Source organism: Desulfofundulus thermosubterraneus DSM 16057 (assembly GCF_900142025.1).
GTDB lineage: Bacteria > Bacillota > Desulfotomaculia > Desulfotomaculales > Desulfovirgulaceae > Desulfofundulus > Desulfofundulus thermosubterraneus.
This window is the reverse complement of record NZ_FQZM01000026.1, coordinates 17,043-31,148: the sequence shown is the minus strand read 5'-3', so window position 1 is coordinate 31,148 and position 14,106 is coordinate 17,043. Positions and strand designations below refer to the sequence as shown.

Genomic DNA, 14,106 nt, shown 5'->3' with positions numbered 1-14,106 from the left:
TTTCCCGGCTGTAGCCGGTGTGACACTCCTTTCCGTAAATATTTCAGTAAAATCGCTTTGACACGGATGCGGCCCAGCACTCACCAGAATACGACTCAGCTCTTGGTATTTCAGGCTTAATTGATACACGAGGTTTTTGAAGACCTGATATGCTAGTGAGTGCTGGGTCCGGAGCGAACGACTGCAAGCGGACTACGCTAAAGCTTCGAGCTTAAAACAGGAATATTATACCATAGGAGTCTTTCTCCCGACCAACCCTTTTGCCGGAAAAAATTTACGACAAGGTGGCAATGGTATGAACAACAAAACCTGGCTCTTGCATGAAAACGGTTACCGGCTGTGGCATTTTGCCGGCGACCGCTTTTTTGCATTCCTTTTGCCAATCCTTTTTCTCCTATCCCTCTTCTTGCTTGCCGCCCGGCATGACACAGGCGTAACCGGCAGGGTAGAACAATACGACATCGTGATCTACGGCGGCAGTTTTGCCGGCTGCGCCGCAGCCCGCATCGCCGCTCTGGCCGCCCCGCACAAGTCCATCCTGCTGGTGGTGCCGGACCCCGTACCGGCCCTGGGCAGTACCGGCACCACGGGCGGGCAGAACTTTTTTGACATCTGGCACTGCCGGGGGCAACTGGTGGCTGAAGGTTCTTTTGCCCGCTGGTACGGCCAGAGCGGGCAGTTTTACCACCCGGGAACCATGGCTACCCTCCTGCGGGCGGACCTGGCGGCACACGATAATATCTCTATTCTCTGGTGCCACGATATAGAAGCGGTAGATTATACCGGATACCCCCGGCGCATTGCCCGGCTAGTTCTGCGGGAAGTTTTCCCGGACCGGAACGGGGTAACCCGCTGGGGCAGCGGTGTGCGCCGGGTAAGGGGGCGGGTGTTTGTGGACGCCTCGGACGACGGCCGTCTGACGCGCCTGGCAGGGGTAACCGTCACCAGCGGGCGCTTCGACTGGCCGGCAGAATACCTCGACGAGTCGGAACGGGGCTTGCCGGGCACCGCCACCGCAGGACCGGCCCGCCAGCAGGCGGCCACCCTGATGTTCAAGGTCAGGGGCGTGAAAGTACCCCCCCCGGAAGCAGGAAGGGTGCTCAGGGTGGGGGACCTGACCTTTATCCGCGACCCCCGGGGCGGCCTGGGTATTGCCGGCGGAAGCCGCACCTTCAGGGAAAACCCGGTGGTAAGGGCCTTTAATGAACGCCACGCCCCCCGAGGCTTTGCCCTGAAGCCGTTAAATGCCGCCTCTGACGGCCGGGACAGCTCCCAGTGGTGGGTGAACGCCCTGGTGGTTTTCAACGTGGACGGCCGGGCCTGCCTGCGGGACCGGGGCACGGCGCGCTATCCCGCCGTGCGTGAAGATTACCTGGATGTGGACACCGCCCGGCTAAAAGCAAGGGAGATGCTGAAAAGCCCGGACTTTATGGAAGCGCTGCGGCAGTTTTCCGCAGTCAACCCTATCACGGGGCAACGTTATGGTTTTGCCGGAGCGGAACTGGTGCGGGACAGCCGGGGAGAGCCAGTGGTGGGGGATATTCTCTACCTGCGGGAAACCATCCACCTGCCCCTGGATGCGGAAAGGGTGGGCCATGGGACGGAGAACACAAACTATGCCCTGACGGCCAGGGCCTGCCAGGGGGCGGGGAACGGGTCCGGCCGGGCGGACACCCGGAATCGGACCGGTAAAACCGGTGCTGGAAAAATATCCACAAACCATTCCCGGATGCCCTCGCCAGCAGCAGATGCGGCCAACTACCCCACCCGCATCGGCCTGGGTTATTACGCCATGGATATCAACGCCTACACCTACCGCGATTTAAAACAAAACGGCGCGTACACCTGGCCGGTTACGGGAACCGTACGCCCCGACTGGAAGCAGCAGGGCGGAGAGCCGCAGAACCCCGTTTACCTCCCCTACCGCATGCTGGTCACCCCCCAGGTTGAGAACCTGCTGGTGCCGGGGTATGCCACCGGGGCTTCCTCCCTGGCCTGGGCGGAAATCCGGGTTATTCCCAATTTATGCGTGCTCGGGGATGCGGCGGGGGCGGCAGCGGCCCGGGCCGTCCTGTACGGCGAGGCGCCGGCCCGCTTCGGCCCCGCCCAGATTAGTTGGGTACAGCAAACTCTGCGCCGTCTGGGAGCAAGGCTGGAGAAGTGACCACCAGCACGCGGGATTTGGAGCTGGTCAGCGTCAGGGGTACGATCACCCTGGATTGGTCCACGGGAGTGACCAGCCACTGGTTCATCACGGGCAGGCCGGCCAGCGCACCCCTCCAGGACCAGGAGTTGACAACCCGGCGGTCCGGAGCCACTTCCAGCAGAGTGGAAGTGCCGGCATCGGCAATGAGCGTGTTCCCGTTGGCAAGACGCAGCACACCCGTGGGGCGCTTGAGCCTGACTGCCCGGGGAACGGTATCGACCGCCGGGGTAGTACCGGCACCTGACCCGGCCAAACCCGGAACTTCCGGTTGGCTGCTTTGCTCTTCATTACTCCCCGCTGTTCCCTGCACGGTTCCTTGTGAGGCGGGCGACGGGTTGTACGTGCCGTCCCCCACCTGCCAGATCACTTGTTTCCTGGCGTCGATTTCCAGCACCCGCCCCCCCGTAAAGCCCTGGTCCACAATCAGGGTGTGCCCGTTGGGCAGCCGGACGGCCTGCACCGGGTTGGCCAGATGACCCGGCGTGCCGGGCGGCACCGGCCTGCCCCAGCCGTAGGACCAGACCACCCTTTTATCCGGGGTCACTTCGATGATCCGGTAGGAGAGGGTGATCAGGGTGTTGCCGCCGGGCAGGCGCTGAGCATAGCGGGGTGCGGCGGCCAGTGAAGGCAACCGGTACTCCCAGACTACCTTGCCGGCAGGAGTCACTTCCACCACGCGGGGCACAAAGGGGTAGCCCGGAGCACCGGAATCGGCAATGAGGGTATTGCCGCTGGTCAGGCGCCGGGCCACAGCGGCCTGTACGCCTTGATAAGACCAGACCTCCTGCCCGGCCGGGGTGATTTCCACCACCGCCGGGGACTGGTGTCCCACCCGGGTCATGAGCAGGTTTCCGCCGGGCAGTTGCTCCACGTAGTAGGGGTGGTTAACGGTGATATCGTCCCGGTAATCCACCTCCACCGCCACTTCCTGGGCCAGGGCCGGCAGGGGAAGGAGGGTAGCGGCGGCCAGACATATGGCAATAGCGGCCGCAAGGAACTTATTTGCCCTTATGGTCATGGTGATCCTCACCTTTCATTTAATCAACAGATTTTGCCTCAATCATTACCGCTGGTGGAGCGTTTTGCCAGGTAACTACAGACCCCAGGGCCTCGCCCACAAAACGCAGGGGAACCATGGTACGTCCCTCCACCGCCCGGGCTGGAGCGTCCAGGGGCAACGTTTTGCCGTTAACAAGAGCTTCTCCCTTTCCCAGGGTCAGGCTGATCATGCGCCCTCCACGGGTGGCGGTGACGGTTTTGGTTTTTTCATCCCAGTGCACCGTGGCCCCCAGGGCCTCGAAAATCCCCCGCATGGGTACCAGGGTGCGCCCCTTATCCACTACGGGAGGCACGTCAAAGAAGAGGCGCTTGCCGTTCAGGTAAACCGGCACCTGGCGGAGCACCAGGATGGCGTTGGCCAGTCCCCGCTCCCCGCCCTCCGAAGGCCGGCTGACCAGCTGGCCCTTAACCCACAGGCCGCTGGAACCGCCCCCGTCCAGGGCCGCGGCGCGCACTGCTCCCAGCTCGGTCATCAGGTAGGCCAATTCCTCCAGGGTGACACCGGCGCTCCAACCTTTTAGCCGGCCGTCCACCTCCACCAGCAGGAGTTGACCCTTGTTGTTTATACCGATGGCCGTGCGGGGAGCCGGCTCCAGAACGCTGCCCCGGAACCCTTCCATGACGGCCTGCAGCACGGGCTGCCCTTCCTCCACCAGAAGAGGCCCGGCCGTAACCAGGTGCTTCAGTCCCTCCCAACCGGAACCCCAGTCAAACTGCAGTTCTACCGGGGTGCTCGTGGCCAGGGCGGCAGCTTCGCCAACCGCTTCACCCCGGAAAGTGAGTACATACCCGTCCCGCGGGATGGGACTGCCCCCATAACCAATTTCCGAAACTATGTACCGGTTGCTTTTTTTTGTCTCCGGGCGCACCACCACATCCAGACCGTCACCGGCGGAACCGGCGCGCTCACCCCAGGCCGGGGTATAAAGGGTAATGCTGTCTGGTGCGGGAGAAGTATTAACCCGCGCCACCGCAAGGGGCTCGGCCCCTCCGAAATGTACCGTCACCCGCGGTGCAAAGTAACCAAAATGGACCTGGTTGCGCCCGGTGATACCGATGGAGGTCCGCAAAATTTCGGAGGTGGCCAGGAGCTGGCCGTCCTGGACCAGGCTGCCGATGGGGTGTCCCCGGGAGGGATCAAAGAATCCACCGTTTACGGCGGCCACCGCCCCATGGCGGGCAGCCAGCTGGCTAAGAGTTTCCTTTTTGCCCAGGGCGTCGCCGCCCACTGCCACCCGCACCTCCAGCAGGGCCTGGCCGGGGTCTACTTCCACCACATGCCCCTTCAGGGGTTCACCCTGCCAGGTGCGGCCGGAAATGGGGTAATAGCGGACGCCCGGGGCCAGGATCTGGATCTGGCCGGCAGGCGGCCTGGCAACCAGGGGTTGCGGTGCCGGCCCGCCCACGACCGTGGCCTGTACGGCCTGGGAACCGGCGGCGGCACTATCCGCCACGACCGGTTGAATTGCAAAGGCGGCCATGCTGCCCCAGAGAAAGGCCCCCCCGAGCAGGATGGCGATTAATTTTTTCACACCAATCAACAGAATTACCTCCCAGATAAACAATGCCTCGCCTTCGTAATTTTTCCAGGGCGAAGGGGCAAAAAATTTTTCGCCCGGGGCGAATTTAACTAATCAATTGTTCTAACTTCCGAGTTCCGACCTCCAACTTCCATTAATGCGCCGGCCAGCCGGGCGGTGGCCCGGGCACGCTCCCTCAAAGGGCCCACCACCCGGGCGAGCCTGGCCCGGAACCCGGCAGGATCGGCCAGAACCTCATCCACTGCTCGCCTCAAGGCGGTGTACTCAAGGCCGGTGGCCTCTCCGGCGGGCTTGAGCCCCAGCCGGGCCAGGAAACGGTCAATCTTCGGGTCGTAGCTTATTCCCACCAGCGGCGCACCCATCACCGCCGCCAGGATCAGGGCGTGCAGCCGCATGCCGATGAGCAGCTCCAGGCAGGCAACCAGGGAAACTGCCTCACCAACGGTCAGCCCCCGGTCCAGAACGGCTGCCCGTTCCCGCATCATGGCGGCCACCTGCCGGCTCACGGTCAGATCTTCGGGGTATTGCAGGGGGATGAAAAGCACCCGGTAGCCCCGGCGGCAGAAGTCGTCGCACACCCGGGCCAGGTCCCGTTGCTGTTTCTCCCCAAAACCGGGCCATTCCCGCACCGATACTCCCACCACAGGTGCGGGTGTCCCGTAAACAGCTCCTCCTTCACCGGGAACCGTTCCTCCCTTATCCAAAGGGCGGGAGTTATCCCCCTGATCGGGAAGTTTGTCTCCCTGATCACTGCTAACCGGTGGTTCGAGAATACCCATCCTTTCCAGGATCTCCATCCCTTTCTCCCTATCCGCCCGGGCCGGGTCCAGACCCAGCACCGGGTCAGCGGTAACCTCCACCGGGGGCCGGGTTACCCCCATTTCCGCCAGGTCCCGGGCGGAATTTTCGTCCCGCACGGTGATGAGCTGGACATCGTTGGCCACCAGGCGCATCAACAGCCGGCCGGTTTTGCTTTTTACGGGGCCGATGCCCTGGGCGTAGAAAACCACAGGCTTGCCCAGGCGCCGGGCCAGCCAGACCACCCCCAAGTAGTAAACCAGGCTTTTGAGGCCGGTGACATCCTGCAACAGGCTGCCCCCGCCGCTGAGCAGCAAATCGGCTCTGGTGAGGGCGCGGTAGACTTCCCCTACCCGCCAGCGGTTTACCGCCTCTACGCCATAAAGAACACTGGTTCTTTCAGGGGCATGGGAAAGGACCACCGGGCGGACGGTGGGGTACGCCTCCCGCAGAGCCTCCAGCAGGCTGTAGAGGACCGCCTCATCCCCCAGGTTGTCGAAACCGTAGTAACCGGAGATGGCTACCACCGGCCCTTCACCAGCCGCCATAACTACACCCCCGTTTTCACCCGAGTTATTCTGCTGGAAGTATATGAAAAACCGTTATGACAAGGATGCGGTGCTGTCGGCGCGAAGCATCGGAGTGAACGAGGACCCAGCACTCACTGGGATTACTGGCTTTTCCCGAAACCTGATGTGTCAATTAAACCTGTAACGCCGGGAACAGAATCATATTTGGGTGAGTGCTGGGCCGCATCCAACCGGGGTCACTGACTATCCCCCGGGGAGAACCTGCGCCACCAGTGCTGGGCCAGGTTTACCACCAGGATGGCCGCCAGGCCCACCAGGATCCCCAGCCACAGGCCGTTGACCAGCCGCATTAGAGAAACCAGAAGCGGCGTGTGGATGTGAGCAAAGGTGTTCACCAGGGAGACCTGGCCGATGGCCCCCAGCAGCAGCAGGGGCAGGAAGCGGTTGTCACGGTAGCCGGTGTAAAACAACAGCATTAAAGCGGGGTGGCCGAGCAAAAATTCCTTGGTTCTCGGGCGCACTCCCAGGACGGCATCCAGGAATCCCCGGAACTTCAGCTCCAGGGCGGAGGTGGCCATTTGCCCTTCGTTGCCCGTACGCACGAGATAAACGGCCAGCACCGCCAGGAGCAATGCGGCCAGGGCGGCCCACTTGACCAGCACCGGCTGGTTCAACGTCCTCTCCAGGCGCTTTCCAAAGGGTTCTGCAGGGCCGGACAGGAAGAAAAACACCCCTGCCACCAGCAACAGCGGCGCCAGGTGGGCCAGCTTAACCCCGCTGAACTGGTCCAGCTTGAGCATGAACCCGGCATCCGTCAAAAGGCCCACGGTAAAAAGTGCACCCAACAGTGAAGCCAGGGTGGTACGCAAAAGCATGCCCGCACTTTCCAGGGCGGGAGCACCCCGGGCGCGCACATTGGTAATTATAGCCAGGCTGGGGAAAATAATGACCGCCGCCAAGGCCATCAGCTTGCGCGCCGGAGATGGAGCCGCCGCTAAAAGACCGGCCCAGGCCGCCACCGCCAGGAGCAAAAGCCATATTTCCCCCCGGCGCAAACCCAGGCGCCCGGCGAGCAAAAGGCCACCGGCAATAACCCCCAGGCCCATGACGAAGAGATTGGCGCGGGAGACGGGCAGGGCCGGCAGGGTGGAAGCCTGCCCCACCACCAGGCCTTCCTGCTGCAAACTCTCTTTCAGGCTGCTTATATAATCGAGGTTTTCCTGGAGCACGTCCCGGGCTCCCGCCCCTGGAAAGGGCCGCACCAGCAGTACCCGCATGTTGCGTTCGGCAGCGGCCAGCCTGTAGCGTTCCAGTGCTTCGGCAGGGGTGTAGCGGCCCATATCCCTGGGGGGAATGCTGTGCAGGCGCACCACATCCTTGTCCAGCAACAGCCCCAGTTGCTCAAGACCTTTCTGGGGGAAGAATTCAATCTGGGCCACCGGCACGCCCAGCTGATCCACCACCTGGGCCAGCGCCCGCAGTTTCTGCGGGTAGCCGGGCAGGGTGTCGTCATTAAAAGCTAGAACCGAGAGGTTGGGAATCTCTTTCAATGGCGCCAGGGCCTGCTCAATCCCCCGGGCGGTGGCCCCGGGCCAGCTGCGCACCTGAACCATGGCCAGCAACCCGGCCCGGGCGGTATCCTGCAGGGGGCCGTCCGGAAAACCGAGGCCCAGCTGTGACAACAGGCCGGGATCGGCCGGGGTGCGTACCACGTAAATCCCCGGCGCCGGCCGGTAGCCTTGAGCCCCGGATGTCTTTGCCCGGAGCTGGGCGAGCAGGTGCCGGAAGGTTTCCTCCCGGGAGGTGACCAGGTAGGTATCCTGGGTGGCTATTCCGCCCCCCCGCCGCAGCTGCCCCAGCCAGGGGGGCGACATTAATTGCAGCTCCTGGCCGGTCATCACCGCTATTTCTCCCGCACGGCGCAGCTCGTCCGCCGTGGGCTCTTTAAAGAGCACGGTGGTCAGCCCCCGTTCCCGGAAAAGGCGCATCACTTCCAGGGTATCCCGTCCCGACAGGCGGGCCAGGGTGTTGAGATCCTCGTAGGGCATGGCCACTTCCACGGTGCGAAAACCGGCCTCCACCCGGTAGCGCTGCCAGGCGGCCGCGCCGGCCGCGATCACACCCGCCAGCAACAGAAACACCAGCAACAGGGGGTACCAGCGTTGTCTCATAATATAACAGACCTCCAGCACAGGCAAATTGTTCCCCGGAGGGGGCCCTTAAGTTACGAGCCTCCTGCGTGCACTGCTGGGAGCTGCAGGAGGTGGAAAACAGCTTCTTTATCTTCTGATAATTACCTAAAACAGGTATTGCCAACCAATATTGCATGATATAAACTAATATCAGGTGATGTTCACCTTTCATTCTCCCGGGATGTTCCCGGGAAAGGGCAGGGGCTGGCCCGGTAGGAGAAAGCTCCGATGGAACGTGCGTTGGCTGGCAGTGGCGTACGCGAAGTGGGCTTTAACGATGAGGTTTCCTTTGGGGGACTGAGCACTGCCGGGTAGCCTGCACTGGGATGTACGGGAAACGGCATTCCGGTCGGCCAAACCGTTCCTGTCCTTCAGGTGGGAGCCTTCGGGCGATAAAACCACCCCGCCGTTTGGAAGCTGTCTGGCTGGATAAAGACGGTGGGCCTCTGGGTCTGCCGGATGACGTACCGGTTTGGCGGTGACTGTTTCGGGCGGGACTCCAGAAGCCCCGTGGTCCGCCTGCCCCGTCAGCCGGGCAGGTGGGGGTACCCGGCCTCTCGGAGAGCGTAAACTGCTTTTGCTATCACTTTTATCGCTGCTTGATAGAAGTTGATAGCAAAAATGAAACAGGCGTACGGAAACCTTCACGGGTAAATATTCAGTGAACCAGGTTATTAAATTTTTACCACTAACTGGTATTTCCGTTGGGTATGGGGATAATTTCTATGACCGCGCCGCTATCACCGCTCTGTTTTCCGTTATTTGGGGCAGGCGCCTTTTGTTTTTCCGCAGGTGGAGAAGAGCTGCCGCCACCGGTCTCTCCACCGTTGCCTGTACGGCCGGCGGAAGGCGTGACGTTATTCTGCCCCGGCATGCTGCCCCCGGGCGTATCGCCGATAGAACCATCCCCGGGCTGCGGCTCGCCACCCGGAGTATTCGCCTCCGGTGCAGGAGGAACCGGTGGCACAGCCGGCGCAGGCGATGCGGACCGGGTGACTGCCGGCTCACCGGCAGCAAGCTGCCCCGTCTCCGTCCTGCGCGCGGGCGGCCTGGAGGAAGGCCCCCCTTCGCTGACCGTGGACCCCTGTACCACCTGGGTCACCCGCCCCTCTTCAAAGAGGGCCAGGGCCACCTCATGAGCCTGCGCCGGGTCCACATACCAGTAGCTGACGCCCCTTAAATCCAGAAACCGCCCGGGCAGGGTCTGGGTGACGATCTCGGCCTGGTCGAAATACCGGGCCGCCTGGGCCAGGGCCAGCATCTGCTTGAAGCCCATGTTTGTTTCCACGCTCTTGTTTATTTCCGGCACCAGGCGGGGCAGTTTCACCAGGGTGGATGGTTTCATCACTTCCGCAGCCAGGGCCTTTAAGAATTTCAGCTGCCTTTCCGTGCGGCCGATGTCCCCCAGGGCGTCCCCCCGGAAACGGACATACTGCAGGGCCTTGTCGCCGTCCAGGCGCTGTACCCCCTTGCGCAGGTTGATGGCGTACTCACGCCCGTCGGAACTATCGTAGTGATACATGTTCCTTTCCACGTCGATGGTCACGCCGCCCAGAACGTCCACGATGTTCTTGAACCCTTCCCAGCGGGCCAGGGCGTAGTATTGCACAGGCATCCCGATGAGGTTGGAGACGGTCTCGCAGGTTAGCGCCGGCCCACCGTAAACGGCGGCGGCATTGATTTTATCCGTCCCGTGGCCGGGGATGTCCACCCGGGTGTCCCGGGGTATGGATAACAGGGCAATGCGCTTTTTCTCGCCATCGACGTTGGCCACAATAATACTGTCGGTCCGGCCCACCTTTTCCCCGGGCCGGGCATCGGTGCCCAGGAGCAGCACGGTAAAGGATTCCGGGGGCTGACCGGCCTGCGCCTCATTGTTCTCGGGAACTGCAGGCAACCCCGGCCAGCTCAAGCCAAGGTGGCCTGCGAGCAAATAGCCTCCCCCCGCCAGACAAAGCAATAATAAAAGCAGGAACAGGGGTTTTGGTCTCCACCTCCGCCTGCGTCTAACCATGCCAACACCCCGCTTTTTCCAGTCGGGTAATAAAGGCCGGCCTAGTTACCGGCCGCACCCCGGTACATGATGATTACGCTGGTCTGCGCACGCAAACCCCGGCCATCGGCCCTGGGAATGATATACAGGTGGTTGGGAGCCACCGCCTTCCCGGCGGTCAGATTGGTACCGGAGGTAACATCCGGTATCCCGCTGCCCGTGGGATCCACGGCCACCGCCTTACCGGAACGCAGGATAAATTCCACTCCCGCACCGCCGGTAAACTCCTGCCCGGCAGGTACGGTAGCCACCCGCCACTGGAAATCCCCGCCGCCCTGCCTTTCGCCCAGGGCTTCGCGCACGTATTTGGCCACATATTCCTCCACAAAGCTCTTGCTTACCAGGGGATCAGCCTCGGAACCGGGCTCCCCGCCCACCGCCGCCCCCGCCAGCCGGGCATACCCCCCGACCGCGAGCAGCCCGCACAATAACACGGCTGCCACCACGGCAGGCCATTTTTTTCCCATTTCAACCCCTCCAACAAGTTCATATAATTTAAGGTTCGACAAAAGCTTTCTCTTTCCTGCCTGAATCATCCCCACTTTCCAACCACCCTGTTTGGTCCCCGCTCGCTCCGGTAAACCTTAATCATTTCCCCAACCGCGCTTTTCGCCAGGCCAGCCAGGCAAAGCGGGGCAACACCAGCATACGGCGCCAGCGGCGCGGTTCCCGGAGCAGCCGGCCCAGCCATTCCAGGTGGAGGCGCTGCATCCACACCGGGGCTCTGGCCACCCGGCCGGCAATTACATCAAAGCTACCGCCCACGCCCATGGCCACAGGCACGCCCAGGGCCTGCTTGTACCGGGCGATAAATTTTTCCTGCCTAGGGGCACCCAGGGCTACAAAAAGGAGATCGGGTTTTGCGCCCCGGATTTGTTGCACCACGTCCCATTCGGTTGGGTCCTTTGGGTTTTCCGGCGGTCCACCGGCACTTTCGTTCGGAGATTTACCCGGCATATGAGCGGGCGACGTACCCACCGCTTCCCCCGAAGGTCCCTCTTCAGCCGGCCTGAAATAGCCGTGCTGCGTGCCGGCCACCACAAGCCCCGGGTGTTTTTCCTGCAGCCGGCGGGCGGCCTCCTCCGCCACCCCCGGCGCCGCCCCCAGTAAAAAGACGCGCCAGCCTTCCCGGGCGGCCCTGGCCACCAGCGCCAGCATGAGGTCGATGCCCGTCACCCGCCCGGGCACGGGGGTGCCGGCCACCTTTGCCGCCCAGACGATGCCGATGCCGTCGGCGGTGACCAGGTCGGCCCGGTTGATTAAGGCCAGCAGTTCCGGCTCCTGCTGGGCACGGTACAAAATTTCTGGGTTTAAAGTAATTACCTGGTGAGGGCGCCCCGTGGCCACAAAAGCAGCCACTTTCTCCACCGCTCCGGACAGATCCACCACATCCACCCGGGCACCCAGGAGGTTTATGTGCATGGACTCCGAACCCCTCCCACGCTAATAGACGAATTACAGCCCGTTTGGTTCCATTCAGCGACCGGCAAGCATTGTGTTAATTTCCAACACCTCGAAGCCGTCAACAAATGAAAAATGGCGCCGGTTGGTCGTTAAAACCGGTACTTTTGCTGCTAACGCCGCTGCGGCAATAATAATATCGGCCAGTTCAATGGTAAAACCCTTTTCCCGCAAGGACCGGGCCAGTTCACCCGCTTTTTCTGCCAATTCGGCATCTAGAGGGATTACTGATACCCCTTCAAAAAAGCGGCGGGTTTTGCCTTCTTCCCCCGCCTTTACTCCTTGCCAGACTTCGACCAGAGTAACCGTTGAAACGGCAAGCTGCCCCCGGGCATCGAGCAGTTCGAGCAAAAGTTCTTTCATCCCGGGAAAGTTGCGCAGGTGTAAAATCACCGCACTGGTATCCAGCAGGCAGCCTAATGTTCTGCACGCCGCCATGTTGATCTAACCTCACGTACATATTTTTCTACATCTACAACAGTTTGCAGTTCAGGGTGGTTTTCATCGGACCAGGCACCGGCGCTTTCTTTAATCGCCCGCCGGCTTTGTTCCCGGGAAACATATTCCCTCATTCCAGCAGCTATAAAGGAACTTATATTCGTCGTGAGGTTTTTCATCTGGTCAACAAGATCCTTGGGCAGGGTAATCGATAACTTTACAGTTTTCATACCCTTCACCTCCCACCCCATAATACTACCCCGCAACCCTACCGTCAAGCATCCCTATCCTCCCCCGCAACCTTCACTTTCTTGCCCAGAAACAGGGACAGCGGTATGGCCAGGGCTACCATAACGGCACTGACAATGAAGGTATCGGCAATGGCGCTGGCCATGGCCTGCCGCTGGGCGGCCAGGCTGATGACGGCCAGGGCGCTGTCCCCGGGCAGGGCCAGGGCCTGCTTGACCTGCTGGAGGGCTCCATAAGCGACGGGGGAGGACCAGGAAAAACCGTCGGCCAGCCAGCTGAAGTGGTTGGCCTGGCGCCTGGTCATGACGTAAGTGAGAAAGGCGATGCCCAGGGAAGCCGAAACCTGGCGCACCAGGTTGTTAAAAGCCGACGCCCGCCCGGAAAGCCTGGCCGGAACGGCCTCCATACCTGCAGTACCGATGGGCATCATGGCCAGACCCATACCGAGAGACCGGTACACCATCATCATTTGCAGCCAGTGCGTGGAAATGTCCAGATTTATTTTATGAAGCTCCCATGTCGTAAAGGCAACCACCGACAGCCCCACCAGAGCCAGCGGCTTCGCCCCAATTTTATCGTACAACCGGCCGCTGATGGGCATCATCAGGCCGCTGGCCAGTGCGGCCGGCATCAGGAGCAGGCCCGTCTGCGTCGGTGTTAAACCCAGCAGGTTTTGGGTAAAAATAGGAACCAGGAAAAGCCCGCCGAAAAGGCCGATGGTCACCACGGCGGTGGTTAAAAGGCTGGCCGCAAACACGGGGTTGGCCAGCAGCCGCACATCCAGCATGGGTTGTTCTTCCTGCAGCTCCCAGAGCACGAACAGGAGCAGGAAAAAGAAGGCCGCCGCCAACAGGGTGACAATGTACTGGGAAGTCCACCCCTTGTCCTGCCCTTCGCTCAAAGCCAGCAGAACGGCAAAGCAGCCGGCCCCGCACAGGATACAACCCACCAGGTCGAACCTGGCCTTTAAAAGCGGGGTTTCCCGCAGGAATAAAGCGGCAAAGAACATACCCAGCAAACCAACCGGCAGGTTGATTAAAAAGATCATGTGCCAGGAAAGTTCATCCACCAGGTAGCCGCCCAGGGTGGGGCCGATGGTGGGTGCCATCATGGCCGATATACCCCAGATACCCATGGCCATACCCATCTTTCCGCGGGGAACGACTTTAAAAAGCATGCCCATGCTGATGGGGACGAGCATCCCACCCCCCACGGCCTGGAACACCCTGGCCACCACCAGGGAAGTGTTGCTCCACGACAGGCCGCAGAAAAGGGAACCGAGGGTGAAAGCCGCCAGGGATAGGATGTACATGCGCCTGTACCCTAGAACGTCCCCCAGATACCCGCTGACCGGAATGACAACCCCGGAAGTAAGCAGGTAGGCGGTTAAAACCCATTGCACTTTGTCCGTGCCGACGCCAAAAACGGCCATCAGCTTGGGTACGGCCACATTGACGATGCTCCCGTCCAGTATGGCCATAAAGGGACCGATGACCAGGATGAACAATTCCCGCCAGGGAAAACCGTTTTCTTCAGAAACGGCCGGTTTAGCCTTGGACATGATCATACAACCCCCCGC

11 protein-coding genes are annotated in these 14,106 nt (G+C 61.5%); 1 reads left to right on the top strand and 10 read right to left on the bottom strand.

The window, feature by feature from the left end:
• Positions 1-295 precede the first annotated feature (295 nt).
• Entirely contained in the window at positions 296-2,164 is a 1,869-nt protein-coding gene (locus BUA65_RS10705) for an FAD-dependent oxidoreductase (RefSeq protein WP_084062305.1), read from the top strand.
• Here the strand turns inward: BUA65_RS10705 and BUA65_RS10700 are convergent.
• The 10 genes from BUA65_RS10700 to BUA65_RS10655 all read right to left on the bottom strand — a co-directional run bounded on the left by BUA65_RS10700 (position 2,112) and on the right by BUA65_RS10655 (position 14,088).
• Entirely contained in the window at positions 2,112-3,224 is a 1,113-nt protein-coding gene (locus BUA65_RS10700; protein ID WP_072869591.1) for a PQQ-binding-like beta-propeller repeat protein, read from the bottom strand. The genes BUA65_RS10705 and BUA65_RS10700 overlap by 53 nt on opposite strands.
• 19 nt (positions 3,225-3,243) lie before the next feature.
• The gene (locus tag BUA65_RS10695; protein WP_242656308.1) at positions 3,244-4,797 is read right to left on the bottom strand and encodes a phosphodiester glycosidase family protein; all 1,554 of its coding nucleotides are present in this window, start codon (positions 4,795-4,797) and stop codon (positions 3,244-3,246) included.
• 98 nt (positions 4,798-4,895) lie between these two features.
• Positions 4,896-6,152, bottom strand: a complete 1,257-nt coding sequence (gene csaB, locus BUA65_RS10690; RefSeq protein WP_072869590.1) for a polysaccharide pyruvyl transferase CsaB — start codon at positions 6,150-6,152, stop codon at positions 4,896-4,898.
• Positions 6,153-6,370: 218 nt separating this feature from the next.
• Positions 6,371-8,305: a DUF5693 family protein gene (locus BUA65_RS10685; protein WP_072869613.1), complete on the bottom strand. Its 1,935-nt coding sequence runs from the start codon at positions 8,303-8,305 to the stop codon at positions 6,371-6,373.
• A 709-nt stretch (positions 8,306-9,014) separates the two neighbouring features.
• Positions 9,015-10,259, bottom strand: coding sequence for an LCP family protein (locus BUA65_RS10680; protein ID WP_242656306.1), 1,245 nt, complete (start codon positions 10,257-10,259; stop codon positions 9,015-9,017).
• A gap of 122 nt (positions 10,260-10,381) precedes the next feature.
• On the bottom strand, positions 10,382-10,846 hold the full coding sequence (locus BUA65_RS10675) for a hypothetical protein (RefSeq protein ID WP_072869586.1): 465 nt from the start codon (positions 10,844-10,846) through the stop codon (positions 10,382-10,384).
• A 121-nt stretch (positions 10,847-10,967) separates the two neighbouring features.
• Positions 10,968-11,801 (bottom strand): WecB/TagA/CpsF family glycosyltransferase, encoded by an 834-nt coding sequence (locus BUA65_RS10670; RefSeq protein WP_072869584.1) that lies wholly within the window; start codon positions 11,799-11,801, stop codon positions 10,968-10,970.
• A gap of 54 nt (positions 11,802-11,855) precedes the next feature.
• A complete protein-coding gene (locus tag BUA65_RS10665; RefSeq protein ID WP_072869583.1) occupies positions 11,856-12,278 on the bottom strand; it encodes a PIN domain-containing protein in 423 nt (140 codons plus the stop codon).
• Positions 12,257-12,508 carry a type II toxin-antitoxin system CcdA family antitoxin gene (locus BUA65_RS10660; protein ID WP_013824370.1) on the bottom strand — a complete coding sequence of 84 codons (252 nt, stop codon included), beginning with the start codon at positions 12,506-12,508 and terminating at the stop codon, positions 12,257-12,259. Before BUA65_RS10660 ends, BUA65_RS10665 begins: the two co-directional genes overlap by 22 nt.
• Positions 12,509-12,552: 44 nt before the next feature.
• Positions 12,553-14,088 carry a DHA2 family efflux MFS transporter permease subunit gene (locus BUA65_RS10655; protein ID WP_072869579.1) on the bottom strand — a complete coding sequence of 512 codons (1,536 nt, stop codon included), beginning with the start codon at positions 14,086-14,088 and terminating at the stop codon, positions 12,553-12,555.
• Between the last annotated feature and the right edge of the window lie 18 nt (positions 14,089-14,106).

What these genes read in the sequence shown, in the direction of transcription:
- BUA65_RS10705 (WP_084062305.1), top strand. Translation starts at nt 296, where the DNA reads ATGAACAACAAAACCTGGCTCTTGCATGAAAACGGTTACCGGCTGTGG.
- BUA65_RS10700 (WP_072869591.1), bottom strand. Translation starts at nt 3,224, where the DNA reads ATGACCATAAGGGCAAATAAGTTCCTTGCGGCCGCTATTGCCATATGT.
- csaB (WP_072869590.1), bottom strand. Translation starts at nt 6,152, where the DNA reads ATGGCGGCTGGTGAAGGGCCGGTGGTAGCCATCTCCGGTTACTACGGT.
- BUA65_RS10685 (WP_072869613.1), bottom strand. Translation starts at nt 8,305, where the DNA reads ATGAGACAACGCTGGTACCCCCTGTTGCTGGTGTTTCTGTTGCTGGCG.
- BUA65_RS10675 (WP_072869586.1), bottom strand. Translation starts at nt 10,846, where the DNA reads ATGGGAAAAAAATGGCCTGCCGTGGTGGCAGCCGTGTTATTGTGCGGG.
- BUA65_RS10670 (WP_072869584.1), bottom strand. Translation starts at nt 11,801, where the DNA reads ATGCACATAAACCTCCTGGGTGCCCGGGTGGATGTGGTGGATCTGTCC.
- BUA65_RS10665 (WP_072869583.1), bottom strand. Translation starts at nt 12,278, where the DNA reads ATGGCGGCGTGCAGAACATTAGGCTGCCTGCTGGATACCAGTGCGGTG.
- BUA65_RS10660 (WP_013824370.1), bottom strand. Translation starts at nt 12,508, where the DNA reads ATGAAAACTGTAAAGTTATCGATTACCCTGCCCAAGGATCTTGTTGAC.
- BUA65_RS10655 (WP_072869579.1), bottom strand. Translation starts at nt 14,088, where the DNA reads ATGTCCAAGGCTAAACCGGCCGTTTCTGAAGAAAACGGTTTTCCCTGG.